The sequence below is a fragment of the Burkholderia sp. BCC0405 genome, assembly GCF_902833075.1.
Classification (GTDB): Bacteria; Pseudomonadota; Gammaproteobacteria; order Burkholderiales; family Burkholderiaceae; genus Burkholderia.
In genome coordinates this window covers 203673-229737 of the sequence record NZ_CADFEO010000002.1, presented here as the reverse complement: position 1 = coordinate 229737, position 26065 = coordinate 203673, and the positions used below count along the sequence as shown (strand labels likewise).

The window sequence follows — 26065 nt, the reverse complement described above, 5'->3', positions numbered from 1 at the left end:
CTATTCGTCCCAGTGCACCGCTTCCCACATTCGCGTGGCGGCATCCATGCGCAGCCAGACGACGCCAACTGGCGGTACGGGGCGCGACAGCAGCGTATCGAGCGGCACGCGCAGTACATGCGATGCGAACGTCCGGATCACGCCCGCATGCGTGACGACCCATTGCGGCCGGTCGAACTGCACCACGGCGTCGACCCGCCCCGCGACCCGCGCGGCAAATCGCGCAACGCTTTCGCCGCCATGCGCACACGCATGCATCAGGTCCGCCGCCCACGCATCGAGCGCCGCGCGATCGATATCGTCCCAGCGCCGCATTTCCCACGCGCCGAAATCCATTTCCTGCCAGCCAGCGTCGCACCGTAACGGCACGCCGCATGCCTGCGCGAGCCGTTCGGCCACCGACGCGCAGCGCGTCAGCGGGCTCGTCCAGACCTGTTCGGGAAGCGGCACGCGGAGTGCCGACAAATGCGCGCGCACGGCCTGCGCGCCGGCGTCGGCCGGTGCAGCGAGCGGCACGTCGCTGCGTCCGTAGCAGATGCCCGGCTCGACGCCGACGGCAGGATGACGGATCAGGACGACGTCCATCCGAGCACCACGAGATAGATCGCCAGTTCGCACAGTTGCTGCGTGAAGCCGAGACAGTCGCCGGTATAACCGCCGATCCGCTTCACGAAATAGCGGGCGGCCCACGCGCGCACGAGCACGAGCGCACCGCATGCGGCAACGCCCATGCGCCAGTCGGGCCAGAACAGCCAGGGCAATCCGAATAGCGCCGCGACGCACGCCGCGCGTGCGCCCATCCGTTGCGCAACCGGTTTCGCCTTGCCTTCGGGCCGCACGTAATCGAGCGTCATCAGCAGGCTCACCGCCGCCGCGCGGCTCGCCGCATGCGCGGCGATCATCGTCCACGCGGCACGCAACGGCAGCATGGACGCAAGCGCCTGCCATTTCACGCCAAGCGAGATCACGAGCGCGACTGCGCCGAACGTGCCGATCCGCGAGTCGTGCATGATGCGCAGCACGTCGTCGCGCGTATAGCCGCCGCCGAATGCATCGCAGCTGTCGGCCAGGCCGTCCTCGTGAAAGGCGCCCGTTGCGAGCAGCGTCGCGGCCATCGACAACCCGACCGCGATCGACGGCGGCAGCACGCGCAGCGCAGCGAGATAGACGAGCGCGCCCCATGCGCCGACCCATGCGCCGACGAGCGGGAAATAACGCGCGGCCTGGTCGAGATCGCCGGCTGCGTAGCCGATCGCGCGCGGCACGGGCACGCGGGTGAAATAGCCGAGCGCGACGAAGAAGTAACGCAGTTCGGCCCGCACGCCGCGCGCGCGATCAGGCGCCACGATTGTCGACGCCGGCGGATTCGAAGCTCGCCATCTCGGTGAGGAATGCGGCAGCCGCACGCACGAGCGGCAGCGCGAGCGCCGCGCCCGTGCCTTCGCCAAGCCGCAGGTCGAGCGCGAGCAGCGGCTTCGCGCCGAAATGCTCGAGCATGCGCCGGTGCCCGGCCTCGTGCGACGTATGCGAGAACACGCAGTAGTCGCGCACGCCAGGCACGATGCGCTCGGCGACGAGCAGCGCGGCCGTCGCGATGAAGCCGTCGACGAGAATCGTCATCCGCTCGCTCGCGGCCGCGAGGTACGCGCCCGTCATCATCGCGATCTCGAAGCCGCCGAACGTCGCGAGCACATCGAGCGGCGCGATCGCGTGCGAGTGCTTGACGAGCGCGCGTCCGAGCACCGCGCGCTTGTGCGCGAGGCCCTGGTCGTCGAGGCCCGTGCCGCGCCCGACGCACGCGTCGATCGGCACGCTCAGCAGGCGGCTCATCAGGCACGCGGCCGACGACGTGTTCGCGATTCCCATCTCGCCGAAGCCGATCACGTTCGTGCCGAGCGACGCATGCAGGCGCACGCGCGCCGCGCCGGCCGCGAGCGCCGTCATCGCCTCGTCGCGCGTCATCGCCGGCTCCGCCGCGAAGTTGCGCGTGCCGCGCGCGACCGGCAGCGACACCAGCCGGTCGGACAGCGGCAGCGGCGACGCGACGCCCGCATCGACGATCTCGAGCGTGCTCTGCGCGACGCCCGAGAGCGCGTTGATCGCCGCACCGCCGGCGAGGAAGTTCGCGACCATCTGCGCGGTCACCGCTTGCGGATAAGGACTCACGCCCTCGGCGGCAATCCCGTGATCGCCGGCAAACACGATCATCACGGGACGCCGCACGACCGGCCGCTCCGTGTGCTGGATCAGGCCGATCTGCAGCGCGATCGCCTCGAGCTGGCCGAGGCTGCCGGGGGGCTTGGTCTTGTGGTCGATCACGTGCTGCAGGCGCTTGCGCAGTTCGTCGTCGAGCGGCGCGATCGCGGGCGGGAAGTGGGTTGGGGTCGTCATCGAAGTGCCGGGTCGTTGGCGCGGTGTGCGCCGCGCATCGGAAAAGAAAAGGTCATTGTCGCTCGGGCCACGCCGGCAGTAGCGCATCGCGGCCGTTCTCGCGGATCAGCACGAGCGGATAACCGAACGCATCGCTCGCGCGCTCCGGCGTCAGCACGTCGTGCACGGGGCCGGCCCACGCATGGCCGCGGCCGTCGAGCAACAGCGCATGCGTCGCGAAACGCCGCGCGAGATTCAGATCATGGCACGAGAACAGCACCGTGCGCGGGCCTGCGTCGAGCCATGCCGCCAGCGCGGTCAGGCAATCGATCTGGTGATGCAGGTCGAGATGCGCGAGCGGCTCGTCGAGCAGCATCAACGGCGCGTCCTGGCACAGCGTCGCGGCCAGCGCGACACGCTGCCGCTCGCCGCCCGACAGCGACAGCACGTCGCGAGAAGCGAGCGCGGTCAGGTCGAATGTCGCCAGCGCGTCGCGCGCGGCCGCGCGGTCGCCGTCGCGCTCCCATCCCCAGCCGCCGAGGTACGGAAAGCGGTTGAGCAGCACCGTGTCGAAGACGGTCGCGCTGAAGGCGTCGTGCAGTTGCTGCGGCATCAGCGCGCGACGCTGCGCGAGTTGCTCGGGCGGCCATGCGGCAAGCGGCCGGCCGTCGATCTCCACGTGTCCGCCGGCCGGCGGCTGCAGCCCGGCGAGCGTCGCGAGCAGCGTCGTCTTGCCCGCGCCGTTGGGCCCCGCGACGCACCAGATCTCGCCGGGACGGAATGCCCGGGTAAAGCCGTCGAGCAGCGTGCGCGCACCGGCCTTCAGCGTCAGGCCGACGGCCGCGTAGTTCATGTCGCCGGCAGTGGCATGCAGTGCGGCCCCCGTCATCGCATTGGCCTCCTCAACAACATCCACAGGAACACCGGCACGCCGATCAGCGCGGTCATCACGCCGACCGGCAGTTGCGCGGGCGCGATCACGGTACGTGCGAGCAGGTCGGCCGCCATCACGCCGCCGCCGCCCGCGAGCATCGCGGCCGGCAGCAGCATGCGCTGGTCGTTGCCGAAGGCGAGCCGCAGCGCATGCGGCGCGACGAGGCCGACGAAACCGATCGTGCCGGCCGTCGTCACCGCGGCCGCGGCTGCCAGCGACGCGACGAGATAGATCCGCACGCGCAGGCGCGCAACGGGCACGCCGAGCGCGAGCGCGGTCGCGTCGCCGCGCAGCAGCACGTTCAGTTGCGGCGCGGCCGGCAGCGCGACGCATGCGGCCAGCAACAGCGCACCCCAAGCGAACCACGGCGCGGTCACGCCGTTCAGGTCGCCGGTCAACCAGAAGATGATCCCGCGCAGCCGTGCATCGGGCGCGAGCGACAGTAGCAGCGTGACGAGTGCGCCCCACCCCGCCGCGATCACGACGCCCGTGAGCAGCAGCCGCGGCGACGCATCGCGCGCTTCGCCGCGCCACAGCTCGCGGCGTGCGAGACCGAGCACGAGCGCGACCGACACGAGCGAGCCGGCGAACGCCGACGCATCGACGAGCCACCACGCGCCGCCCGCGATCATCGCGACGAGCGCGAAGCCGGCCGCGCCACCCGACACGCCGAGTACGTACGGCTCCGCGAGCGGATTGCGCAACAGCACCTGCAGCAGTGCACCGGCCAGCGCGAGCAGCGCGCCGCACGCGAAACCGGCGAGCGCGCGCGGCAGGCGCAACGTGCGGACGATATCGGCGAACAACGCGTCGCCGCCATGCGGCACGAGCGACGCAAGCGCCTGCCATGGCGACATCGGCACGCTGCCGATCGACAGCGACGCGACGAACAGCAACGCGACCGCCGCGGCCAGCGCGGCCCAGATCGCGGTGGCGCGCGCGGCGCTCATGCCGCGCACGGCGCCGCACACGACGTGCGGCGCGCACGCTTTCGGCTACCGGCCGGTCGTGACGTGAGCGCCGCGCGGACGATTGGGGTCAGCATCGAAGAAGGTTCCGTGAAGCGTTGCGCGCCCCGCCTCCCCGCAGGCCGCGCGTCACGAAGCCCGTGCGGGCTCCCCGTCTCGGCCGGTATCCGGGCTGGCGGCGGTCCGGCTCGCCTTCCCGCGCGATGACGCGCAGTGGCCCGCGTCCGCATGCAAGACTTGCACGCGAAACGCGCCCGAGCCGGCCTGCGTCACGGGACGCGGCCGCTTACCGTTGCGGGGGCAGCGCAGGTTGGCGGGCTTCCGGCGCCCGCGCCCTGCTTCCCGTTTAACCGCGCGTGCCACGCGCGAGCACCGAGGCGGCGCCAGTTTAGGAGCGGGTCGCGCGAGCGTCAAGGAAGCGTCCGGACGTGCACGGGACGCGCCGATTCGCGGCAAGAAGCAGGGGTGTTACGACTGGAAACGTTACAGATGTCGGATTGCGCGTTATTCCGCGCTAAAATGCTGGGTCTTTAGAGGACGCAGCAAATGCTCAACGAACTCGAAACCCTATCTCAAAATATTGGCCGTCTGATTTCGCTGAACAAGCGCTATCACTCGGAACGGCTCGCGCTCGAGGAGCAGGTCGCGCAATTGCGCGCGGATGCGGACGCTGTCCGCGCGGAACTCGCGCAACTGCGCGATGAACGCAATGCACTTGCGGCCGAGCGTGACACGCTGTCAGCGAAGATCGACGACGCCCAGGTGAAACTGAACGCGATTCTCGAAAAGCTGCCACGCTCGAAAAGTGCGGAGCAAGCCGACAACCAGCTCGACCTGCTGGATGGGCAGGCGCGTACGGATGGCGATGACGCGGCCAGCCACGGAGAACATGCATGAGCACCAAGCAGATCGAAGTCTCGATTCTCGGTCAGGCCTATCGGCTCGCCTGCTCGGCCGAGACCGAAGCGGCACTGCTCGAAGCGGTCGCGCGGGTCGATGCCGAAATGTCGAAAATCCGCTCGAACAGCTCGGTACGCGGCACCGATCGCATCGCCGTGATGGCGGCGCTGTCGCTCGCGTCCGAATTGCTGCGGCTGCAAACGAGCGTGCGGCACGGTGAAGCATTTCCGGCGGAGGAAATCCGTCGTACAATGCACCAGATGAATGAACAGCTCGGCGCGGTGCTCGCACAGCACGAGACGCAGTAACGTTTTAATCGATGCGTCGATTCCCCTTGATCTCGGCGATCAACGGTGGTCAAATTGGCGCATCGAATCACAGTTCAGTCAGCTTCCCTGCCTGGTTCGCCAAGGTCATATATTCCTTGAACCAATGCCATGTGCACGGTTGCGGAAATTTGTAGCACGGGCGCGCGCGTCACTCTGTCTGATGTACCCGAAGTGCTGCTAACTGCGACCAATTCTGAACCTCAGGTTCAGGATGCCGGCCTAGCGGCCAAGGCGGGGGCCTATCCAACGGCATCGGGCGAAGCCCGGTGCCGTTTTCTTTTGTAGCAGCCTCTTTCTGCGTCGATCACGATCCATGCAATACTGGCTGATGAAGTCCGAACCGGACGAAGCAAGCATCGACGATCTCGCCAATGCACCGCAGCGCTCGCTGCCGTGGACGGGCGTGCGCAACTATCAGGCGCGCAATTTCATGCGCGACACGATGAAGATCGGCGACGGCGTGCTGTTCTATCATTCGAGCTGCCCCGAGCCGGGCATCGCGGGTCTCGCCGAAGTGTCGTCGACGCCCTACCCCGACCCCACGCAGTTCGATCCGAAAAGCCCCTATTACGACCCGAAGTCGACTCAGGAAGCACCGCGCTGGCTGCTCGTCGACGTGCGCTACGTGAAAAAAACGCCGCTCGTGCCGCTCGCCGCACTGCGCGAACACGACGAACTCGCCGACATGCGTGTGCTCGCACGCGGCAACCGGCTGTCGATCACGCCTGTCACGCGCGCCGAATGGCGCTTCATCACCGAAAAGCTGATGAAGTAGGCGCATGCCAAAGGTCAAATCTGGTCAGTACGCGTCGCCGCCACGGAACTCGCGGCGCTTTCGCGCGGCCTAAGCAACCGCTGTCGGCCGATCAGGCCGACTGCCGTTTTTCGTCGCGCGGTACGCCCGCGTCGTGCACGCGCGATCCGCGTGCACGCCCTCGCACAAGGAGTCCAACAATGACCAAGAAATCCGCACTCGCGCTGTCGCTCGCCCTTGCCGCCGCCGTGCCCGTCGCGCTGACGCTCGCGTCGACCACCGCGCACGCGCAAACCGCGAACCCGCACTTTCCGGAGCCGGCAGGCGTGCTGTCGCTGTCGTCGCAGGCCAGCGCCGACGTGCCGCAGGACATCATCCACATCACGCTGTTCTACGAGCAGCAAGCCAAGGATCCGGGCAGCCTCACCGCGCAGTTGAACCAGCGCGCCGACGCAGCGCTGTCACAGGCGAAGGGCGTATCGGGCGTCACCGCACACACGGGCGCGTTCTCCGTGTACCCGAGCACCGATCGCGACGGCAAGATTTCCGCGTGGCGCGGCCGCACCGAGGTCGCACTCGAATCGCGCGATTTCGCTGCAGCGTCGAAGCTTGCGGGCCAGTTGTCGAACCTGATGCAGGTCGCGAACGTCGAGTTCTCGCTGTCGCCCGAAGCGCAGCGCGCGGCCGAACAGAAGCTGACGACCGAGGCGATCAAGTCGTTCCGCGCCCGCGCGGACGAAGCCGCGAAGGCATTCGGTTACAGCAGCTACACGATCCGCGACGTGAACGTCGGCGGTGGCCGCAACGTGCAGCCGTACCCTCGGATGATGGCGATGGCCGCCGCGCCGATGGACAGCGCAAAGATGAGCGCACCGATCGCGGTCGAAGGCGGCAAGGCCACCGTGTCGGTCACCGTCAACGGCTCCGTGCAGATGAAGTAACGCGCAGCGCACGGCAGCCCGAAATGAAAAACGCCGGCCCTCGGGCCGGCGTTTTTCATTTGCGTGCGTGTTGTCGATGCACGCGCCGATCGCACGTGCACCGGCATCGGATCATGCAGCGGCATGCGCCGCGCGACGGCGATACGCCCAGACCATCAGCGCGATGCCCCCGAGGATCATCGGCAGCGACAGCCACTGCCCCATCGACAGGCCGAGCGCGAGCAGGCCGAGGAAGTCGTCGGGCTCGCGGGCGAACTCGACCGTGAAGCGTGCGAGCCCGTAGCCGATCAGGAACAGCGCGGACACGGCGCCCATCGGCCGCGACTTGCGCGAGAAGAAGAACAGCGCGAAGAACAGCACGATGCCTTCGAGCGCGATTTCATAGAGCTGCGAAGGATGGCGCGGCAACATCTGGTACTGCATGAACACGTCGGCGAGATGCCACTTCTCGACGAGTTCCGGATGCTTCGGCAACCATGCCGCATCGTCGCGCATCGCACCCGGGAACAGCATCGCCCACGGTGCGGAAGGATCGGTCACGCGGCCCCACAGTTCGCCGTTGATGAAGTTGCCGAGCCGCCCGGCCGCGAGCCCGGTCGGCACCATCGGCGCGACGAAATCGGTGACCTGCAACCAGTGGCGCTTGCGCTGCCACGCGAACAGCATCATCGCGAGCGTCACGCCGAGGAAGCCGCCGTGAAACGACATGCCGCCCTCCCACACCTTGAACACGTCGAGCGGATGCGAGAAATAGAAATCGGCCTTGTAGAACAGCACATAGCCGAGCCGGCCGCCGAGCACGGTGCCGAGCACGCCGTAGAACATCATGTCGTCGATGTCCTTCGCGGTCCAGCCTTGTGCCGCGACGTGCGGCAACTTCAGCCGGATCCGGCCGACGACGATCGCCGCGATGAAGCCGACGAGATACATGAGCCCGTACCAGCGCACGGCCAGTGGCCCGAGATGGATCGCAACGGGGTCGAAATTCGGGTGAATGATCATGGGTTAGCGAAGAAGTTTTCGAATGCGGTACGGCCGTCGCAAACGCACGGCACCGCGCTTTGGACGGCACCGGCGCGTCATCGTTCACGTCACGTGGCGAGGGCCTGCGCGCGCACGACGTCGATGAAGCCGGCCAGCACGGGGCTCACGTCGCCGGTGCGCCACACGAGGCCCGTCTCGACGACCGGCGCGTGACCGGCGAGCGGCCGGTAGACCACGCCGGTGCGCCGCAGGTTACGCAACGATTGCGGCACCAGTGCGACGCCCATGCCGGCCGACACGAGGCTGACGATCGTCTGCATCTGGATCGCCTCCTGGCCGATGTGCGGAGTTTCCCCCGCCGCGCCGTAGCAGCCCGTAATGATGTCATAAAAGCCGGGCGCCAAACGACGCGGAAAGATCACGAGCGGCAACGCGGCAATCTCGGCGAGACGGACAGGCTCGTCTTCCGGCGCATCGCTCGCCGCGGCCGGCATCGCCACCACCAACGGCTCGCGCACGACGGGCAGGTACGACAGCCCGGCCGCGTGGCGTGGCGGCACGGGCGGAATGACGAGCCCCGCGTCGATGCGGCCCGCGACGAGATCGTCGATCTGCACGTCGCTCGTCGCCTCCGCGAGTTGCAGCCGCACCTGCGGATAGCGCGCGCCGAACGCACGCAGCAGCGCAGGCAGCAGCCCGTAATCGGCGGTCGACACGAACGCGAGCGACAGCGAGCCGGCCTCGCCGCGCGCGAGCCGTCGCGCAAGCGGCGGCAACGCATCGGCCGATGCCAGCAGCCGGCGCACGTCGGGCAGCAGCGCCGCCCCGACCGCAGTCAACGCCACCGAGCGCTTGGTGCGCGCGAACAGCGCGACGCCGAGCGCATCCTCGAGCGCACGGATCGCCTGTGACAGCGGCGGCTGCGTCATCGACAGGCGTTCGGCCGCGCGGCCGAAATGACGCTCGTCGGCGACGGTCACGAAATAGCGCCACTGGCGCAGGTCGGGAATCGAATCGGCCATACCTTTTTCATTCGGAAAACGACTTAATACGCGACAAATAATATATTGGACATCCCAATCCGGAAACTCCATTCTTGACTGATCCGAACCGGCGCGCCGCTCACCGGCATCGCCCAGACAACGATGGAGTCCCCCATGGCTTACAACCGTCGCTCGAAGCACATCACGCAAGGCGTGGCCCGATCGCCGAACCGCTCGATGTATTACGCACTCGGCTACCAGAAGGACGATTTCGACAAGCCGATGGTCGGCATCGCGAACGGCCATTCGACGATCACGCCGTGCAATTCCGGCCTGCAGCGCCTGTCGGACGCGGCCGTCGCGGCGGTGAAGGCCGCCGGCGCGAACCCGCAGATCTTCGGCACGCCGACGATTTCGGACGGCATGTCGATGGGCACCGAAGGCATGAAGTACTCGCTCGTGTCGCGCGAGGTGATCGCCGACTGCATCGAGACCTGCGTGCAGGGGCAATGGATGGACGGCGTGGTCGTCGTCGGCGGCTGCGACAAGAACATGCCGGGCGGCATGATCGCGCTCGCGCGCCTGAACGTGCCGGGCATCTACGTGTACGGCGGGACGATCCGCCCCGGCAACTGGAAAGGCCGGGACCTGACGATCGTGTCGTCGTTCGAGGCCGTCGGCGAATTCACCGCAGGCCGGATGTCGCAGGAGGATTTCGAAGGCGTCGAGCAGAACGCATGCCCGACGTCGGGGTCGTGCGGCGGGATGTACACCGCGAACACGATGAGTTCGTCGTTCGAGGCGCTCGGGATGTCGCTGCTGTACTCGTCGACGATGGCGAACCCCGACCAGGAGAAGGTCGATTCGGCCGCCGAATCGGCGCGCGTGCTCGTCGAGGCCGTGACGCGCGACCTGAAGCCGCGCGACATCATCACGAAGGCGTCGATCGAGAACGCGGTGTCGGTGATCATGGCGACGGGCGGCTCGACCAACGCGGTGCTGCATTACCTCGCGATCGCACACGCGGCCGAGGTCGACTGGACGATCGAGGATTTCGAGCGCATCCGCAAGCGCGTGCCGGTGATCTGCGACCTGAAGCCTTCGGGGAAGTACGTCGCGACCGACCTGCACCGGGCCGGCGGGATTCCGCAGGTGCTGAAGATCCTGCTCGACGCGGGGCTGCTGCACGGCGACTGCATGACGATCACCGGCCGCACGATCGCCGACGAACTGAAGGACGTGCCGAGCGTGCCGCGTGCGGACCAGGACGTGATCTTCCCGATCGACCGCGCGCTGTACAAGGAAGGCCACCTTGCCATCCTGAAAGGCAATCTCGCGGAAGACGGCGCGGTCGCGAAGATCACCGGCCTGAAGAACCCGGTGATCACGGGCCCGGCGCGGGTGTTCGACGACGAGCAGAGCGCGATGGATGCGATTCTCGGCGACCGGATCCGTGCCGGAGACATCCTCGTGCTGCGCTACCTCGGCCCGAAGGGCGGCCCCGGCATGCCGGAAATGCTCGCGCCGACGTCGGCGATCATCGGCAAGGGGCTCGGCGAATCGGTCGGCTTCATCACGGACGGCCGCTTCTCGGGCGGAACCTGGGGCATGGTGGTCGGCCACGTCGCGCCCGAGGCGTTCGTCGGCGGCACGATCGCGCTCGTGCAGGAAGGCGACTCGATCACGATCGACGCGCACCGGCTGCTGCTGCAGTTGAACGTCGACGATGCCGAACTCGCGCGCCGTCGTGCCGCGTGGAAACAGCCGGCGCCGCGCTATACGCGCGGCGTGCTCGCGAAATTCGCGGCGCTCGCCCGGCCCGCGAACCAGGGCGCCGTCACGGGGTGATGCGGGCGCATCAAAAAATGCGACCCCAATAAACATGGCCGCCGGGGAACGCGCAAAACGCGCGTTCCCTTTGCTTTTATAATGCGCGGACCATGTAGCCGGCCGTCCCCGCCGGCGGAGAACCGCATGAAACACTCGATATTGCGCGTCCTGCTCGCCACGCTGGCAATCGGCAGCGCGGCGGCGGCGCGCGCCGACCAGGCCGACGGGCTCGCGCTTGCCCAGCGCAAGAACTGCATGGCCTGCCACGCGATCGGCAAGCCGCTGATGGGGCCGTCGTTCCGCGACATCGCCGGCAAGTATGCGGCGCGCGGCGACGCCGTCGACTACCTTGCCCAGTCGATCGTGAAAGGCAGCGTCGGCGTATGGGGCAGCGTGCCGATGCCCGCCAATACGCAATTGACGAACACCGAAGCCCACACGCTCGCGCAATGGGTGCTGTCGGTGCGCTGAACCGGACGGCCCGGCGGGAATAGCCAGCCTGCCGGATTCCGCCGACTGCCGGGCACGCCCCGGCTACCCGTGCAGCGTCACCGGCAGCTTCAGCGGCTTTGACTGAAATCGCACCCTGTTTTTCACAGGAACAACCAGGTGCTTAGCCGGAATGACCGGCGCGGCGTGCGATCTCTTCGTCGACCGCGTCGCGGACCCAGTCCATCACCTCGGTTTCCAGCGCAAGTGCCACTTCGCGCGTGATCTGGCCAACCAGCCAGGCCGAATGCTCATGCAGCGCGTCGCGACAGCGCGCTTCGATGGCATCGCGCCCTTCTCCCGTCAGATAGTTCGTCAGGCGATTGCGCAGGCGCTCGGCGATGTGCTGGGCATCTTCCGGCGTCAGCCCGGCTGCGGCCTGCGTATCCGGCTGCGGCGCGGCGGCCGGTACGACAGCCTCCGGCATGTGTGCTTCACGCGCGTGCCCCACCGCCTCGTGCGGCACCGCGGCGAACACGGGTTGCGGCTCGTCGTTGCCGGCCAGCGACGATTGCAGCGGCGCACTCATTGCCGCCGAATCTTCGGCGACCACATGCTCCGCGGCGGCGGGTTCGGCCGGCGCATCGGGCTCGGCCGGCGCATCGGTTTCGCCCATCGCCGCGGCCGTTGTCGTCACGTCGCCCGGCAGTTCGACCGCCGGCACATGCGGCGTCGGCACGCGTTCGACCACGACGGAATCGGGATCAAGTTCACTTTGCGAGGAATCGGCCAGTGCCGCTGCGTGCGGCGCGACCACGTCGGTGAGCACCGGAATCGCCGCGCCGGCGGGCGGCCGCGGTGCGTCGGGCGCGGGCACGCGCGGCGGCACCGGCTTGCCCGGCACCAGCACGTCGGTCAGCGTCGGGATCGAGGATGAATCGACTTCTGTCACGGGAACACTCCGTTGACGGTTGCGGCTAGCTGCCCTGCTTGTAGTTGTTCAGCGCGTATCCGCGGTCGCGGTAGAACCGGTAGCGGTCGCGGCCCGCGGCCAGCTCGTCCGGCGCGTTGCCGACCACCTCGAGCAGACGCTCGAAGCGGGCGAACTGCGCGGGCACGGCTGCGCCGAGGTTCAGCAGCACGTGATGATGCGGCGCGCGGTCGAGATCGGCGGCCAGCACGATCGGCGTGCCGGCTGCGTGCTCGCTGTCGACACCGCAATGCGGGATGAAATCGAGCGGCGAGAACGTCCAGAGCCGCTCGTCGAGCGCGCGCAGGCGCGCGGGCTCGGCGAGCACGACGACCGGCTGCCCGGCCAGGTAGGCCTTGCGCAGCAGCCGGCACGCGTACGCGAGCGAATCGCCGACGTTCGAGTGGAAATCGATCCGCGTCATTGCCCGCGTACCCGCAGCGTCGTCAACCCCGCCATCACTGGCCGGCGCGGTCGATCAGGAACTGCGCGAGCAGCGGCACCGGACGGCCCGTCGCGCCCTTCGCCGCACCACCCTTCCACGCGGTGCCCGCGATGTCGAGGTGGGCCCACGGATAGCTCTCCGTGAAGCGCGACAGGAAGCACGCGGCCGTCACGGCGCCGGCCGGGCGCCCGCCGATGTTCGCGAGATCCGCGAAATTCGACTTCAGCTGCTCCTGGTACTCGTCGTCGAGCGGCATGCGCCATGCCGGGTCGTTCGCTTCGCGCGACGCGTCGAGCAGTTCGCCCGCGAGCGCGTCGTTCGTCGAGAACAGGCCGCTGTTGTGGCCGCCCAGCGCGATCACGCATGCGCCCGTCAGCGTGGCAACGTCGATCACCGCGGCCGGCTTGAAGCGCTCGGCATACGTGAGCGCGTCGCACAGGATCAGACGGCCTTCGGCGTCGGTGTTCAGCACCTCGATCGTCAGGCCCTTCATGCTCGTGACGATGTCGCCCGGCTTCGTCGCGTTGCCGCCCGGCATGTTCTCGCAGGTCGGCACGATCGCGACGACGTTGATCTTCAGGCCCATCTCGGCAACCGCACGCATCGTGCCGAGCACCGAACCGGCGCCGCACATGTCGTACTTCATCTCGTCCATGCCCTCGCCCGGCTTCAGCGAGATGCCGCCCGTGTCGAACGTGATGCCCTTGCCGACCAGCACGACCGGCGCGGCCTTCGCGGCGGCGCCCTGGTAGTGCAGCACGATGAACTGCGGCGGCTCGACCGATGCGCGCGCGACCGACAGGAACGAGCCCATCTTCAGCGCCTGGATCTGCTTGAGCCCGAGCACCTCTGCCTTCAGGCCCCAATCCTTCGCGATCTTCTTCGCGGTGTTGCCGAGGTAGGTCGGCGTGCAGACGTTGCCCGGCAGGTTGCCGAGGTCGCGGGTGAGATCCATCCCGTTCGCGAGCGCGACGGCCTGCTTGACCGCGACCTTCGCGGCCTTTTCGTCGGACGGATCGACACTGAACACGACGCGCTTGAGCGTGTGCGACGCCGGCTCCGGCTTGCTCTTCATCTGCGTGAAGCGATAGGTCTCGTTGCGCAGCGCGAGAATCGCCGCGCGCACGCCCCAGTCGGAGCTGCGCTCGTCGACCGGCAGTTGCGCGAGCGTGAACGTGACCTGGACGACCTTGGTCGCCAGCAGCGCGCGCCATGCGGCGGTCGCGGCATCGTTATAGGCTTTCTGATTGAAAGCATCCTGCTTGCCGAGGCCGACGAGCAGCACACGCGACGCGCCGATACCCGACACTTCGTGCAGGAACAGCGTCTTGCCGCGCTTGCCGTCCATGTCGCCGGCCTTCACCACGCGCGAGATCAGCCCCTTGGTGGCCGTGTCGATGTCGAGCGCCGCGCCCGAAAGGGTCTGCGCCTCGAAGATGCCGAGCACGATGCAGTCGGACTTCCCGGTCAGGAACCCCTTCGCCTCGCCTTTGCTCCAATCACAGCCTTTTATGCTAAAGTCCATCGCGCTTGTCCTCGGATAAAATCTGGGCTAAGGATGAAAGCCGCAATTATCCGCTATTTTTCCCGTGGCGGCGCGAGCGCTCCACCACGCGTGCGCAGCCTCCCGCCCTCTTCTCATCAAGAATGATCTTCGAACGCTCCCTCCAGCGCGAGCTTGCGTATACGGCTGGCGCCGTGTTCATGGTGCTGCTCACGATCATGCTCACGACGATGATGATCCGCATCGTCGGCTACGCCGCGTCCGGTGAAATCGATCCGCGGGACGTCCTCGTGCTGATCGGCCTCACCGTGATCGGCTACCTTGCCGTGATGCTCGTCGTCACGCTGTTCGTGTCTATCCTGTTCGTGCTGACCCGGTGGTACCGGGACTCCGAAATGGTCGTGTGGCTCGCGTCGGGCGTGAGCCTTACGCGCCTCATCAAGCCGATCGGCGTATTCGCCACGCCGATCATCCTGCTGATCGCCTTCTTCGCGTTCGTCGGCTGGCCGTGGTCGAACCAGCAAAGCAAGATGATCAAGGCGCGCTTCCAGCAGCGCGACGAGATCTCGCTGCTCGCGCCGGGCCAGTTCCGCGAGTCGGCCGCGAACCACCGCGTGTTCTTCATCGAGAAGATGACGCCCGACCAGAGCAAGGTGCAGAACGTATTCGTGACCTCGACCGAGAACGGCAAGGTCAACGTGGTCGTGTCGCAGACGGGGCATACGGAAACACGCGACGGCAGCCGCTTCGTCGTCCTGGAGGACGGCCGCCGCTACGACGGCACGCCCGGCCAGCCGAACTTCAAGATCATGGAGTTCGAGCGCTATGGCGTGAAGATCACGAGCATGCCGGTCACCAACGTGCCGACCACCAACAGCACGCCGACGCCGGACCTGCTGCGCAGCCCGACGCGCGACAACCTCGCGGAATTCGCGTGGCGCGCGGGGCTGCCGCTGATCGCGATCAACCTGATGGTGCTCGGCATCCCGCTGTCGTACCAGAACCCGCGCCGCAGCCGCACGATCAACCTCGTGATGGCCGTGCTGATCTACCTGACGTACTCGAACCTGCTGAACGTCGTGCAGGCGCAGATCGAGCAGGGCAAGATGTCGTTCGGCGTCGGGCTCGTTGGCCTGCATCTGGTTGTCGCGGTAATCGTCGCGTTCATCTTCTGGTTGCGCGTGCGCAATCGTCCGCTGTTCACACGCGCGCTGTTCGGCCGCTCGGGAGCATGATCGATGCGGCTCTATGAAAAGTACTTCGCGCGGCAGATCTACGTCACGTTCGTCTTCATCCTGTTCGCGTTCTCGGGCCTGTTCTTCTTCTTCGACCTGATCAGCGAACTGAACTCGGTCGGGCACGGCAACTACAAGTTCGGCTACGCGGTGTTGCGTGTCGCGCTGCAGACACCGTCGCGCTTCTACGAAATCATCCCGGTCGCCGCGCTGATCAGTGCGATCTACGTGTTCGCGCAGATGGCCGCGAACTCGGAATTCACGATCTTCCGCGTGTCGGGCCTCGCGACCAACCAGGCGCTGCGCTCGCTCCTGAAGATCGGCGTGCCGCTCGTGATCGTCACCTACCTGATCGGCGAATTCGTCGGCCCGTACGCCGACCAGCTGTCCGAACGCGTGCGGCTGCAGGCGCTCGGCGCATCGGTGTCGTCGAATTTCCAGTCGGGCGTGTGGGTGAAGGACACGCTCGCGGCCCGTGAAAACGGCGAGCAGGTCACGCGCTTCGTCAACGTCGGCAGCCTGTCGCCCGACTCGACGATCAGCAACGTGCGCATCTACGAATTCGATTCGAAATTCCAGCTGCGCAACGTGCGGATCGCGCAGACGGGCCGCTACGAGCCGCCCGGCCACTGGCTGCTGAAGGGCGTCACCGAGACCGAGCTGACGCCGATCAAGCCGGTCAGCGGCCAGCCGCCCGACGCGCTGAACCCCGTATACCGGTCGCAGCAGGTATCGCTGCCCGAATACCGGCTGCGCTCGGACCTCACGCCGCAGATCCTGTCGGTGCTGCTCGTGTCGCCGGAGCGCATGTCGATCATCAACCTGTTTCGCTACATCCAGCACTTGCGCGAGAACCAGCAGGACACGCAGCGCTACGACATCGCGCTGTGGCGCAAGCTGCTGTATCCGTTCGCGGTGTTCGTGATGCTCGTGCTGTCGCTGCCGTTCGCATACCTGCACACGCGTGCGGGGGTGGTCGGCGTGAAGGTGTTCGGCGGCATCATGCTCGGCATGAGCTTCCAGCTCCTCAATACGCTGTTCTCGCACATCGGCACGCTGAACACGTGGCCCGCGCCGCTCACCGCGGCGACGCCGGGCCTGATCTATCTCGCGCTCGGCCTGTTTGCACTCAAGTGGGTCGATCGGCACTGAGCGCCGCGTCACGACGGAGGCTTCGACATGAGTTCGCACGGCATCGTCCTGTTCGGCCACGGCGCCCGCGACCCGCGGTGGGCCGAGCCGTTCGAGCGGCTCGCCGCGCGGCTGCGCGGCGCCCCCTCCCCTGCTGCACACGTGTCGCTCGCATTCCTCGAACTGATGACGCCGTCGCTCGGTGACGCGGTTGCCGCGCAGGCCGCGGCCGGCTGCTCGCACATCACCGTGGTGCCCGTGTTCTTCGGCCAGGGCGGCCATGTCCGCCGCGACCTGCCGCAGCTCGTCGACGCATGCCGCGTCGCGCATCCCGGTGTCGAGATCCGTTGCGCCACGGCCGTCGGCGAGGACGACGGCGTGCTCGACGCGATCGCGCGCTACTGCATCGACCAGATCGGCGACGGCGCGTAAGCCACGCATTCACGGCCCACAAAGAAAAAGCGCTGGCTTCCGCCAGCGCTTTTTTCGTTTGGGACTCCAGCCGGATTCCGCTCAGGCGGCATTCCGCATTGGATCGCCGGCTTCTGCCTGCCCGGCGCGCTCGGCGAACGCATCGCCGATCATCAGCAGGCTCGGTTCCGCGGGATCGAGCCACGCCTGCGCGTCGCCCGCCGCCATCCGCGCGAGCGTCAGCGTCAGCGTGCGCTCGCGCGCGGTGCTGCATGCCTCGACGATCGCCACGGGCGTCGCCGGCGCACGGCCTGCGTCGATCAGTTCCTGCGCGATGCCGGGCGCGCTGTCGCGGCCCATGTAGTAGACGATCGAATCGGCGCGCGCGGCTTCGCGAATCTCGTCGCTGCCCGGCGCGCGGCTGTGCGTCGCGAACGCGACGCTGCGCGACACGCCGCGCAACGTCAGCGAACGCTTCAGCGTCGCCGCCCCGGCCAGCGCCGCGGTGATGCCCGGCACGACCTCGTAGTCGATACCGGCCGCTTCCAGCGCGCGCATCTCCTCTTCGGCGCGACCGAACAGCATCGGGTCGCCGCCCTTCAACCGCACGACGCACGCATGCTCGCGTGCCGCATCGACGATCTGCTTGTTGATGAAGTGCTGCGCGGTCGAGCGCTGCCCGCAGCGCTTGCCGACCGCGATCTTGCGCGCATTCGGCGCGTAGTCGAGCATCGCGGGCTCGACGAGCGCGTCGTGCAGCACGACATCCGCCTGCTCGAGCAGCCGCGCGCCGCGCACCGTAATGAGGTCGGCCGCGCCCGGCCCTGCTCCGATCAGATACACCTTGCCCATGTTTGTCGCTTCACCTTCCAGCGGGCGTCGGCTCCGGCCCGCGCCGCCGCAAAGCGGCGCGGTTTTCCGGTTATGCCGAGAACGCCCGGATCATCCCTGCGGCAACCGTGTGATGCGTCGCCTCGTCGATCAGCACGAACGCGCCGGTACCCGGATGCGCGTCGTACGTGTCGCAAACGATCGGCTTCTGCAGCGTCAGCGCGACGCGGCCGATGTCGTTCATCTTCAGCTCGTGACGGTCGGTCGCGTGCGACAGCGTGTGCACGTCGAGCACCTGCTTGACCCCACCGATCTTCGCGAACACCGTGCTGGTGGTCTGCTTCAGCAGGTACTTGCGCTGCAGCGACAACGGCGTCTCGTCGAACCAGCACAGATCGGCTTCGAGCTTCTTCGCCGGCGCGACCGGCTCTCCGGACGTGACGAACATGTCGCCGCGCGACACGTCGACGTCTTCCTCGAGGCGGATCGTCACGGCCTGGCCCGCGTACGCCTGCGGGACGGACGCCGTGCCGCCCGGCACCGGCGCGACGATCTCGGCGATCGTCGCCGTGCGGTTCGACGGCAGCACGACGATCTCGTCGCCGACCTTCACTTCACCCGACTCGATACGGCCCATGTAGCCGCGGAAATCGTCGGCCGAGCTGCCGTCCTGGCGCGCGACCCATTGCACCGGGAAGCGCAGCGCGTCATGCGCCTGCGTCTCGACCGGCAGCGATTCGAGCACGTCGAGCAGCGGCTCGCCCGCGTACCACGGCATGCGCTCGCTCGCGCCGACGATGTTGTCGCCCTTCAGCGCCGACACCGGCACGAAGCGCACGTCGGCGAGGCCGAGCTGCTTCGCGAGCGCGACGTACGCATCGCGGATCTCGTTGAAGCGCGCTTCGCTGTAGTCGACGAGGTCCATCTTGTTGATCGCGACGATCACGTGCTGCAGCGCGAGCAGCTTGACGATCGCGCTGTGGCGCTTGGTCTGCGGCAGCAGGTCGGCCACGCCGTTCTCGACCGTCACGCGCGTCGCGTCGATCAGGATGATCGCCGCGTGCGCGGTCGATGCGCCCGTCACCATGTTGCGCGTGTACTGCTCGTGGCCGGGCGTATCGGCGATGATGAACTTGCGCTTCGCGGTCGCGAAGTAGCGGTACGCGACGTCGATCGTGATGCCCTGCTCGCGCTCGGCTTCGAGACCGTCGGTCAGCAGCGCGAGGTCGAGCTCGTCGCCGACCGTGCGCTTGTTCTTCGCACGCGACAGCGCGGACAGCTGGTCGGACAGCACGGCCTTGCTGTCGTACAGCAGGCGGCCGATCAGCGTGCTCTTGCCGTCGTCGACGCTGCCTGCGGTAATGAAACGCAGCACGCCGAGGTCTTCGGTGTTCTCGATGATGCTCATGATGTGAATGTCCTCGTGTGCCTCAGAAATAACCTTGCTTCTTGCGCTGTTCCATCGCGGCTTCGGACGCCTGGTCGTCCATCCGGGTCGCGCCGCGCTCGGTGATCTCGGTCACCGCCGTCTCGGCGATGATCTTCTCGACGTCGTCCGCGTCGCTCTCGACCGGGCACGTGCAGGAAATATCGCCGACCGTGCGGAAGCGCACCTGGGCGAGCTCGCTCGTCTCGCCGTCACGCATCGGCGTGAGCGGCGTGACGGGCACGAGCAGCCCGTTGCGGCGCACGATCTCGCGCTCGTGCGCGTAATAGATCGACGGCAGTTCGAGGTTCTCGCGCGCGATGTACTGCCACACGTCGAGCTCGGTCCAGTTCGAGATCGGGAACACGCGCAGGTGCTCGCCCTTGTGCAGGCGGGCGTTGTACAGGCTCCACAGTTCCGGGCGCTGTGCCTTCGGATCCCACTGGCCGAATTCGTCGCGGAACGAGAAGATGCGCTCCTTCGCACGCGCCTTCTCTTCGTCACGACGCGCACCGCCGATCAGCGCGGTGTAGCCGTGCTGCTCGATCGTCTCGAGCAGCGTGACGGCCTGCGCGGCATTGCGCGAATCGGTTTCGCGGCGCAGCACGACCGTGCCGCGCTTGATCGAATCCTCGACGTGGCCGACAACCAGCTCGGCGCCGAGTTCTTTCGCGCGGCGATCGCGGAAGTCGATCACTTCTTCGTAGTTGTGGCCCGTGTCGATGTGCACGAGCGGGAACGGCAGCGTCGTCTTACGGTTCGCGCCGAGGCCGAATGCTTTCAGTGCCAGATGCAGCACGACGACCGAATCCTTGCCGCCCGAGAACAACAGCGCCGGCTTGCTGCATTCGGCGACCAGTTCGCGCAGGATGTGGATCGACTCGGCTTCGAGCCAGTCGAGGTGGCCCATGCGGCTGTCGGCACCGGCGGGCGGGGCAAAGGCGGATTGCTCGAGCGTCGTGCTCATGTTTTCAGTCCTTCTCTTCTGGGTTCGTGCCGCCCGCTGTCGCAGGCGGCGCAATAGTCAGTTTCTTGTCAGGCTTTCAGTGCGTGGCGCCGGCTTCTGCGGGAATCGGCGTGATCGTCGTGATGTGCAGCCCGCATTCCTTCGTATCGCGCGACTCCCACCACCAGCGGCCCGCGCGGCTGTCCTCACCGGGACGGATCGCCCGCGTACACGGCTCGCAGCCGATGCTCGGGTAGCCGCGCGCATGCAGCGGGTTCACCGGCACGTCGAACGCCTCAAGGTACGCCCACACATCGCTCTCGGTCCAGTCAGCGAGCGGATTGTACTTCGCGATCCCGCGCGCTTCGTCCTGTTCTTCCTCGTGCAGTTCGGCACGCGTGACCGACTGCTCGCGGCGCTGGCCCGTGACCCATGCGCCGACGTCCGCGAGCGCGCGATTCAGCGGCTCGACCTTGCGGATGTGACAGCACGACTTGCGCAGTTCGACGCTCTCGTAAAACGCGTTCAGGCCGTGCTCCGCAACATACTGGTCGACCGCATCCTGCTGCGGATGGAACTGCTCGATCTCGTAGCCGTAGCGCTCGCGCACGCGGTCGATCATGCCGAGCGTTTCCGCGTGCAGGCGGCCCGTGTTCAGCGAGAAGATGCCGATTCGCACGCCCTTCGACAGGATCGCATGCGTCAGCAGCATGTCTTCCGCCGCGAGGCTGCTCGCGAACTTCACCTTCTCGTGACGGGCACCGATCTGCGCGAGTAGCGCGTCGAGGCGCTCGACCTTCGCGGCGAGCTCCGGCGTCAGCGTGGTGGCGGTCGCGGTGCTCATGCGCCCACCTTCGCTTCTGCCGACGCGGCGCGGCGGCGGAACAGCGGTTCGGGCTGGTCGAACGCGCCCTGATACCGCTGCGTGAATTCCGTGAACGCATTCAGCGCGTCGTGGATGTCCTTGTCGGCGCGCACCGCGAATGCGTCGAAGCCGCAGCGCGACATGTACAACAACTGGTCGCGCAGCACGTCGCCGATCGCGCGCAGCTCGCCCGTCCAGCCGTAACGCTCGCGCAGCAGGCGCGCGATGCTGTAGCCGCGGCCGTCCGCGAAGCGCGGGAAGTCGACGGCAACCAGCGAAATCGCACCGAAATCGGCCGCGAGATCGGCCGGCTCGCTGTCCGGCGCGAGCCACACGCCGAGCTCGTCCTTCGTCTTCGCGGCGACGAGCGCGGCGCGCTCGGCCTGCCACAACGCGAACGGCACCAGCACCTTGCCGGCCGGCAACGCGTCGACCGCGGGCAGTGCGCCGTCTTCCGCCGCGCGCACGACCTGCCATGCATCGTCGATCACAGCACGGTTCTTGATAATCGAAGCCATCTGCTAATTCCTTGTACCCGGTTGGTTACGCGTTCACTGCCTGGCGCGCCGCATACACGCGCTCCTTGAACGGCGTGATGCCGATGCGGTCGTACGTCTCGACGAAGCGCTCGCCGTCGATGCGCGATTCGACGAACGTGTCGATCAGCTTCGCGATCACGTCGGGCACTTCTTCCGCCGAGAACGACGGCCCGATCACGCGGCCGAGGCGCGCGCCGTTCCGGCCCGTGCCCTGCTCGCCGCCGAGCGACACCTGGTACCACTCGGCGCCGTCCTTGTCGACACCGAGGATGCCGATGTTGCCGACGTGGTGGTGACCGCACGAGTTCATGCAACCGGAAATGTTCAGCGACAGGTCGCCGAGGTCGTACACATAGTCGAGATCGTCGAAACGCTGCTGGATCGCCAGCGCGATCGGGATCGACTTCGCGTTCGCGAGCGAGCAGAAATCGCCGCCCGGGCACGCGATGATGTCGGTCAGCAGGCCGATGTTCGGCGTCGCGAAGCCGGCGGCCTTCGCCTTTTCCCACAGCGCGAACAGGTCGCGCTTCTTCACGTTCGCGAGAATCAGGTTCTGCTCGTGCGACACGCGCAGCTCGCCGAACGCGTACGCGTCGGCCCAGTCGGCCACCAGATCCATCTGCTGGTCGGTCGCATCGCCCGGCGCGACACGGTGATCCTTCAGCGACAGCGTGACGGCTGCATAGCCGGCCACCTTGTGCGGCGCGACGTTACGCTCGACCCAGCGCGCGAACGCCTTGTTCTCGAGCAGGTGCTGTTCGAACGATGCGTCGGTGTCGGCCAGCTTCTCGTAGACGGGCGGCTGGAAGTACTGCGACACGCGATCGACTTCCGCCTGCGTGAGCGTCGACGGGCCGTCCTTCAGGTGCTGCCACTCTTCCTCGACCTGCTGCGCGAACTTCGCGGGCGACAGGGCCTTCACGAGGATCTTGATGCGCGCCTTGTACAGGTTGTCGCGGCGGCCGTAGCGGTTGTACACGCGCAGCACGGCTTCGCAGTACGTGAGCAGGTGCTGCCACGGCAGGTCTTCCTTGATCACCGCGCCGATGATCGGCGTACGGCCGAGGCCGCCGCCCGCGAGGATGCTCGCGACCACCTCGCCCTGCGCGTTCTTCTTCAGGTACACGCCGAGGTCGTGGATCTGCACAGCCGCGCGGTCGTGCGTCGAGCCCGACACCGCGATCTTGAACTTGCGCGGCAGCCACGCGAATTCGGGATGGAACGTCGACCACTGGCGCAGGATTTCCGACCACGGACGCGGATCGATCTCCTCGTCCTGGGCGACGCCCGCGAACTGGTCCGCCGTGATGTTGCGGATGCAGTTGCCCGAGGTCTGGATGCCGTGCATCTGCACCGACGCGAGCTTCGCGAGGATCTCGGGCGTGTCTTCGAGCTGGATCCAGTTGAACTGGATGTTCGAGCGGGTCGAGAAGTGGCCGTAGCCGCGGTCGTGTTCGCGGGCGATGCGCGCCAGCATCCGGAGCTGGTCGCTGCGCAGGTTGCCGTACGGAATCGCGATGCGGTGCATGTACGCGTGGCGTTGCATGTACAGGCCGTTCTGCAGACGCAGCGGACGGAACTCGTCTTCGCTCAGCTCGCCCGACAGGCGGCGGCGCACCTGATCGCGGTACTGCGCGACACGCTCGTCGACGATCGTCTGGTCGTATTGGTCGTACTGATACATTCGGGGACCCCAGGGGTTTTCGTGGTGACCGCGCGACGTCCTAGCCACGTCGCGCCCGAATCTCCGTTGCGTCGTCACTGCCGCCATCCGCTGCCGGGTGGATTGCTAATGACGAAAACAGATATCCATATTTGAAAAACTCCGGTGAATCGTAATAAACTCGCCTTATATTTCAAACGACTAAAAAATTCTGTTGATATGCGGAAGGGTTATAAATGAACCTGCACCAATTTCGCTTCGTGCGCGAGGCCGTCCGGCAGAATTTCAACCTCACCGAGGCCGCCAAGGCGCTCTACACGTCGCAACCGGGGGTATCGAAGGCGATCATCGAGCTCGAGGACGAGCTCGGCGTGGAGATCTTCACGCGGCACGGCAAGCGCGTACGCTCGCTCACCGAGCCGGGCAGGATCATCCTTGCGTCGGTCGAGCGGATTCTCCAGGAGGTTGAAAGCCTTAAAAGGGTCGGAAAAGATTATGCAGCACAGGACCAGGGCAACCTGACCATCGCCGCGACCCACACGCAGGCCCGCTACTCGCTGCCGGCCGCGATCGCCGAATTCAAGAAGCGCTTCCCGAAGGTGCACCTGTCGATCCTGCAGGGCAGCCCGACGCAGGTGGCCGAGATGGTGATCCACGACCAGGCCGACCTCGCGATCGCGACCGAGGCGATCTCCGACTACAAGGAACTCGTGTCGCTGCCCTGCTTCCAGTGGCACCACGCGGCCGTCGTGCCGGCCGACCATCCGCTGCTCGAACGCAAGCCGGTCACGCTCGACGATCTCGCGCAGTACCCGCTGATCACGTACGACGATGCATTCGCGGGCCGCAAGAAGATCAACCATGCGTTCGCGCTGCGCGGATTGTCGCCGGACATCGTGCTCGAGGCGATCGACGCCGACGTGATCAAGACCTACGTCGAACTCGGCCTCGGCGTCGGCATCATGGCGGACATCGCGTTCAATCCCGAGCGCGACCGCAGCCTGCGGCTGATCCCGGTCGGCCACCTGTTCGGCAGCAACGTGACGCGCGTCGCGCTCAAGCAGGGTGCCTACCTGCGCAGCTATGTGTATACGCTCGTCGAACTGCTGTCGCCGACGCTGAACCGCAAGCTGATCGAGCAGGCGCTCAAGGGCGAATCCGAATCGTACGAACTCTGAGCGGCGTGTATAAACACGGGGGCGCACATCGCGCCCCTTTTTGCTGTCCGACGGAGAATTCCGCATGACGCTTACCGCCCTGTTGCGCCCCGCCGCTGCCGGCGCCCTCGTATTGGCCTGCGCCACCGCACATGCCGACCTGAAGGTCGGCGTCGACCTGTCGTCGACCGGCCCGGCCGCCGCGATCGGCATCACGAGCAAGAACGCGATCCTGATGTGGCCGAAGACGATCGCCGGGCAGCCCGTCCAGGTGACGGTGCTCGACGATGCGTCCGACCCGGGCACCGCGGTGCGCAACATCCGCAAGCTGGTCGACGAGGATCATGTCGACGTCGTGGTCGGGCCGAACATCACGCCGGCCGCGCTCGCGGCGCTCGATGCGGTGGCCGCCGGGCAGACGCCGATGATCACGCTGGTCGGCTCCGGCGCGATCGTCGAGCCGCAGGAAGGCACGCGGACCTGGGCATTCAAGATGGCGCAGAGCGACCGGGCGATGGCCGACGTGATGACGCGCTACATGGCCAACCACGGCGTGAAGACGGTCGGCTTCATCGGCTTCGCGGACAGCTATGGCGACAGCTGGCTGAACGAGTTCACGCGCTTCGCGGACCTGCGCAAGATCCGCGTCGTCGCGACCGAGCGCTTCAACCGCACCGACGCGAGCGTCACGGGCCAGACGCTGAAGCTGATCGCGGCGAAGCCCGACGCGATCCTGATCGCGGGCTCCGGCACGCCGGCCGTCCTGCCGCAACGCACGCTGGTCGAGCGCGGCTACCAGGGCCCGGTCTACCAGACGCACGGGATCGCGACGCCGGAATTCATCAAGCTTGGCGGCAAGGACGTCGACGGGACGCTGTTCCCGACCCAGCCGGTGGTCGTCGCGCGCACGCTGCCGGCCGATCATCCGGCCCGCAAGTCCGCGCTCGCGTTCGTCGATGCGTACGAGGCGAAGTACGGTGCCGGCACGGTCACGCAGTTCGCGGGAGACGCGGCGGGCGTCTACCCGCGCCTCGCCGACGCGGTCGGCCGCGCGTTGAAGGCAGCGCCGCCCGGCACGCCCGCGTTCCGCGCGGCGCTGCGGCGCGAGCTGGAACGCGCGCACGAGCTCGTCGTGCCGAACGGCGTCGTCAACACGAGCAACAAGGATCATGTGGGGCTCGACCAGCGCGCGAGCGTGATGGGGATCGTCAAACAGGGCCGGTTCGTCTACCTGAGCCAGTGACGTATATGCCGGGCAACCGGGTAGCTTGCCCGGCGTCGGAATTGCGGGCATAATCCGCGTTTCGCCGCGCACAATCGCATGCGCGGACAGGATCAAGCCCAGGTGGTGAAATTGGTAGACGCAGGGGACTCAAAATCCCCCGCCGCAAGGCGTGCCGGTTCGATTCCGGCCCTGGGCACCAGCATTCTCGCAGCGTGACGCGCTGCGCCTCCCGAAACCCGCGCAAGCTCGCCGCTTCGCGGGTTTTTTGTTTTTGCCATGCGCGCCGCGACGCGTG

27 protein-coding genes, 1 tRNA gene, 1 other RNA gene and 1 riboswitch are annotated in these 26065 nt (G+C 67.1%); of the genes, 13 read left to right on the top strand and 16 right to left on the bottom strand.

The window, feature by feature from the left end:
* Genes cobC through HWX36_RS04165 form a run of 5 tightly spaced genes read right to left on the bottom strand, consistent with a single transcriptional unit; the run spans position 1 to position 4254 of the window.
* Positions 1 to 585, bottom strand: a complete 585-nt coding sequence (cobC, locus tag HWX36_RS04185; RefSeq protein ID WP_175951002.1) for an alpha-ribazole phosphatase — start codon at positions 583 to 585, stop codon at positions 1 to 3.
* On the bottom strand, positions 570 to 1346 hold the full coding sequence (locus HWX36_RS04180) for an adenosylcobinamide-GDP ribazoletransferase (RefSeq protein WP_175951001.1): 777 nt from the start codon (positions 1344 to 1346) through the stop codon (positions 570 to 572). The genes cobC and HWX36_RS04180 overlap by 16 nt, the downstream gene beginning before the upstream one ends.
* Positions 1336 to 2391 (bottom strand): nicotinate-nucleotide--dimethylbenzimidazole phosphoribosyltransferase, encoded by a 1056-nt coding sequence (gene cobT, locus HWX36_RS04175; RefSeq protein WP_175951000.1) that lies wholly within the window; start codon positions 2389 to 2391, stop codon positions 1336 to 1338. The genes HWX36_RS04180 and cobT overlap by 11 nt, the downstream gene beginning before the upstream one ends.
* A 52-nt stretch (positions 2392 to 2443) precedes the next feature.
* Positions 2444 to 3259 carry an ABC transporter ATP-binding protein gene (locus HWX36_RS04170; RefSeq protein ID WP_175950999.1) on the bottom strand — a complete coding sequence of 272 codons (816 nt, stop codon included), beginning with the start codon at positions 3257 to 3259 and terminating at the stop codon, positions 2444 to 2446.
* Positions 3256 to 4254 (bottom strand): iron ABC transporter permease, encoded by a 999-nt coding sequence (locus HWX36_RS04165; RefSeq protein ID WP_175950998.1) that lies wholly within the window; start codon positions 4252 to 4254, stop codon positions 3256 to 3258. Before HWX36_RS04165 ends, HWX36_RS04170 begins: the two co-directional genes overlap by 4 nt.
* A gap of 158 nt (positions 4255 to 4412) precedes the next feature.
* A riboswitch (cobalamin riboswitch) is annotated at positions 4413 to 4664 on the bottom strand.
* A gap of 154 nt (positions 4665 to 4818) precedes the next feature.
* Here HWX36_RS04165 and HWX36_RS04160 point away from each other — a divergent pair.
* The 5 genes from HWX36_RS04160 (at position 4819) to HWX36_RS04140 (ending at position 7196) form a co-directional block, all read left to right on the top strand.
* Entirely contained in the window at positions 4819 to 5169 is a 351-nt protein-coding gene (locus tag HWX36_RS04160; RefSeq protein ID WP_175950997.1) for an ATPase, read from the top strand.
* A complete protein-coding gene (locus HWX36_RS04155; RefSeq protein WP_011352906.1) occupies positions 5166 to 5480 on the top strand; it encodes a cell division protein ZapA in 315 nt (104 codons plus the stop codon). Before HWX36_RS04160 ends, HWX36_RS04155 begins: the two co-directional genes overlap by 4 nt.
* A gap of 81 nt (positions 5481 to 5561) precedes the next feature.
* Positions 5562 to 5743: non-coding RNA, 6S RNA (gene ssrS / locus HWX36_RS04150), on the top strand.
* Positions 5744 to 5814: 71 nt separating this feature from the next.
* Positions 5815 to 6276, top strand: coding sequence for an EVE domain-containing protein (locus tag HWX36_RS04145; RefSeq protein ID WP_071334845.1), 462 nt, complete (start codon positions 5815 to 5817; stop codon positions 6274 to 6276).
* A gap of 179 nt (positions 6277 to 6455) precedes the next feature.
* The gene (locus HWX36_RS04140) at positions 6456 to 7196 is read left to right on the top strand and encodes an SIMPL domain-containing protein (RefSeq protein ID WP_174941592.1); all 741 of its coding nucleotides are present in this window, start codon (positions 6456 to 6458) and stop codon (positions 7194 to 7196) included.
* Between the two features lie 111 nt (positions 7197 to 7307).
* Here HWX36_RS04140 and lgt read toward each other — a convergent pair whose 3' ends face one another.
* Together lgt and HWX36_RS04130 are read right to left on the bottom strand one after the other, a co-directional pair.
* Positions 7308 to 8198 (bottom strand): prolipoprotein diacylglyceryl transferase, encoded by an 891-nt coding sequence (gene lgt, locus HWX36_RS04135; protein WP_175950996.1) that lies wholly within the window; start codon positions 8196 to 8198, stop codon positions 7308 to 7310.
* Positions 8199 to 8287: 89 nt separating this feature from the next.
* The gene (locus HWX36_RS04130) at positions 8288 to 9202 is read right to left on the bottom strand and encodes a LysR substrate-binding domain-containing protein (protein WP_175950995.1); all 915 of its coding nucleotides are present in this window, start codon (positions 9200 to 9202) and stop codon (positions 8288 to 8290) included.
* A gap of 135 nt (positions 9203 to 9337) precedes the next feature.
* Here HWX36_RS04130 and ilvD point away from each other — a divergent pair, with 135 nt between their 5' ends.
* Both ilvD and HWX36_RS04120 read left to right on the top strand, forming a co-directional pair.
* Positions 9338 to 11011, top strand: a complete 1674-nt coding sequence (gene ilvD, locus HWX36_RS04125; protein ID WP_175950994.1) for a dihydroxy-acid dehydratase — start codon at positions 9338 to 9340, stop codon at positions 11009 to 11011.
* 126 nt (positions 11012 to 11137) lie between these two features.
* Positions 11138 to 11464: a c-type cytochrome gene (locus HWX36_RS04120; RefSeq protein WP_175950993.1), complete on the top strand. Its 327-nt coding sequence runs from the start codon at positions 11138 to 11140 to the stop codon at positions 11462 to 11464.
* A gap of 142 nt (positions 11465 to 11606) precedes the next feature.
* Here the strand turns inward: HWX36_RS04120 and HWX36_RS04115 are convergent, their stop codons facing one another.
* From HWX36_RS04115 to HWX36_RS04105, 3 genes are read right to left on the bottom strand one after another with little or no spacing between them, the layout of a single operon-like run.
* Positions 11607 to 12374: a DUF2486 family protein gene (locus HWX36_RS04115; RefSeq protein WP_175950992.1), complete on the bottom strand. Its 768-nt coding sequence runs from the start codon at positions 12372 to 12374 to the stop codon at positions 11607 to 11609.
* A gap of 25 nt (positions 12375 to 12399) precedes the next feature.
* Positions 12400 to 12816: a DNA polymerase III subunit chi gene (locus HWX36_RS04110; protein WP_039368072.1), complete on the bottom strand. Its 417-nt coding sequence runs from the start codon at positions 12814 to 12816 to the stop codon at positions 12400 to 12402.
* 34 nt (positions 12817 to 12850) lie between these two features.
* Positions 12851 to 14362 (bottom strand): leucyl aminopeptidase, encoded by a 1512-nt coding sequence (locus HWX36_RS04105; protein ID WP_175950991.1) that lies wholly within the window; start codon positions 14360 to 14362, stop codon positions 12851 to 12853.
* A 122-nt stretch (positions 14363 to 14484) separates the two neighbouring features.
* On the opposite strand from HWX36_RS04105, the gene lptF reads away from it, so the two are divergent.
* The 3 genes from lptF to HWX36_RS04090 are packed head-to-tail and all read left to right on the top strand — an operon-like array spanning position 14485 to position 17139.
* The gene (gene lptF, locus HWX36_RS04100; protein ID WP_175950990.1) at positions 14485 to 15576 is read left to right on the top strand and encodes an LPS export ABC transporter permease LptF; all 1092 of its coding nucleotides are present in this window, start codon (positions 14485 to 14487) and stop codon (positions 15574 to 15576) included.
* A gap of 3 nt (positions 15577 to 15579) precedes the next feature.
* Positions 15580 to 16728 carry an LPS export ABC transporter permease LptG gene (lptG, locus tag HWX36_RS04095; protein ID WP_175950989.1) on the top strand — a complete coding sequence of 383 codons (1149 nt, stop codon included), beginning with the start codon at positions 15580 to 15582 and terminating at the stop codon, positions 16726 to 16728.
* Between the two features lie 27 nt (positions 16729 to 16755).
* Positions 16756 to 17139, top strand: a complete 384-nt coding sequence (locus HWX36_RS04090; protein WP_175950988.1) for a CbiX/SirB N-terminal domain-containing protein — start codon at positions 16756 to 16758, stop codon at positions 17137 to 17139.
* 81 nt (positions 17140 to 17220) lie between these two features.
* Here the strand turns inward: HWX36_RS04090 and cobA are convergent, their stop codons facing one another.
* From cobA to HWX36_RS04060, 6 genes are all read right to left on the bottom strand, one after another.
* Positions 17221 to 17970 (bottom strand): uroporphyrinogen-III C-methyltransferase, encoded by a 750-nt coding sequence (gene cobA / locus HWX36_RS04085; RefSeq protein WP_175950987.1) that lies wholly within the window; start codon positions 17968 to 17970, stop codon positions 17221 to 17223.
* A 70-nt stretch (positions 17971 to 18040) separates the two neighbouring features.
* Positions 18041 to 19357: a sulfate adenylyltransferase subunit 1 gene (locus HWX36_RS04080; RefSeq protein WP_175950986.1), complete on the bottom strand. Its 1317-nt coding sequence runs from the start codon at positions 19355 to 19357 to the stop codon at positions 18041 to 18043.
* 22 nt (positions 19358 to 19379) lie between these two features.
* Positions 19380 to 20342, bottom strand: a complete 963-nt coding sequence (cysD, locus tag HWX36_RS04075; protein ID WP_175950985.1) for a sulfate adenylyltransferase subunit CysD — start codon at positions 20340 to 20342, stop codon at positions 19380 to 19382.
* Positions 20343 to 20418: 76 nt separating this feature from the next.
* The gene (locus HWX36_RS04070; RefSeq protein ID WP_175950984.1) at positions 20419 to 21165 is read right to left on the bottom strand and encodes a phosphoadenylyl-sulfate reductase; all 747 of its coding nucleotides are present in this window, start codon (positions 21163 to 21165) and stop codon (positions 20419 to 20421) included.
* Positions 21162 to 21704: a DUF934 domain-containing protein gene (locus tag HWX36_RS04065; RefSeq protein WP_175950983.1), complete on the bottom strand. Its 543-nt coding sequence runs from the start codon at positions 21702 to 21704 to the stop codon at positions 21162 to 21164. Before HWX36_RS04065 ends, HWX36_RS04070 begins: the two co-directional genes overlap by 4 nt.
* Positions 21705 to 21729: 25 nt before the next feature.
* On the bottom strand, positions 21730 to 23409 hold the full coding sequence (locus HWX36_RS04060; RefSeq protein ID WP_175950982.1) for a nitrite/sulfite reductase: 1680 nt from the start codon (positions 23407 to 23409) through the stop codon (positions 21730 to 21732).
* Positions 23410 to 23624: 215 nt separating this feature from the next.
* On the opposite strand from HWX36_RS04060, the gene HWX36_RS04055 reads away from it, so the two are divergent.
* From HWX36_RS04055 to HWX36_RS04045, 3 genes are all read left to right on the top strand, one after another.
* Positions 23625 to 24566, top strand: coding sequence for a CysB family HTH-type transcriptional regulator (locus HWX36_RS04055; RefSeq protein ID WP_046544612.1), 942 nt, complete (start codon positions 23625 to 23627; stop codon positions 24564 to 24566).
* Positions 24567 to 24630: 64 nt separating this feature from the next.
* The gene (locus HWX36_RS04050) at positions 24631 to 25788 is read left to right on the top strand and encodes an ABC transporter substrate-binding protein (protein WP_175950981.1); all 1158 of its coding nucleotides are present in this window, start codon (positions 24631 to 24633) and stop codon (positions 25786 to 25788) included.
* Between the two features lie 96 nt (positions 25789 to 25884).
* A tRNA-Leu gene (locus HWX36_RS04045) sits at positions 25885 to 25969 on the top strand.
* Positions 25970 to 26065: the final 96 nt, after the last annotated feature.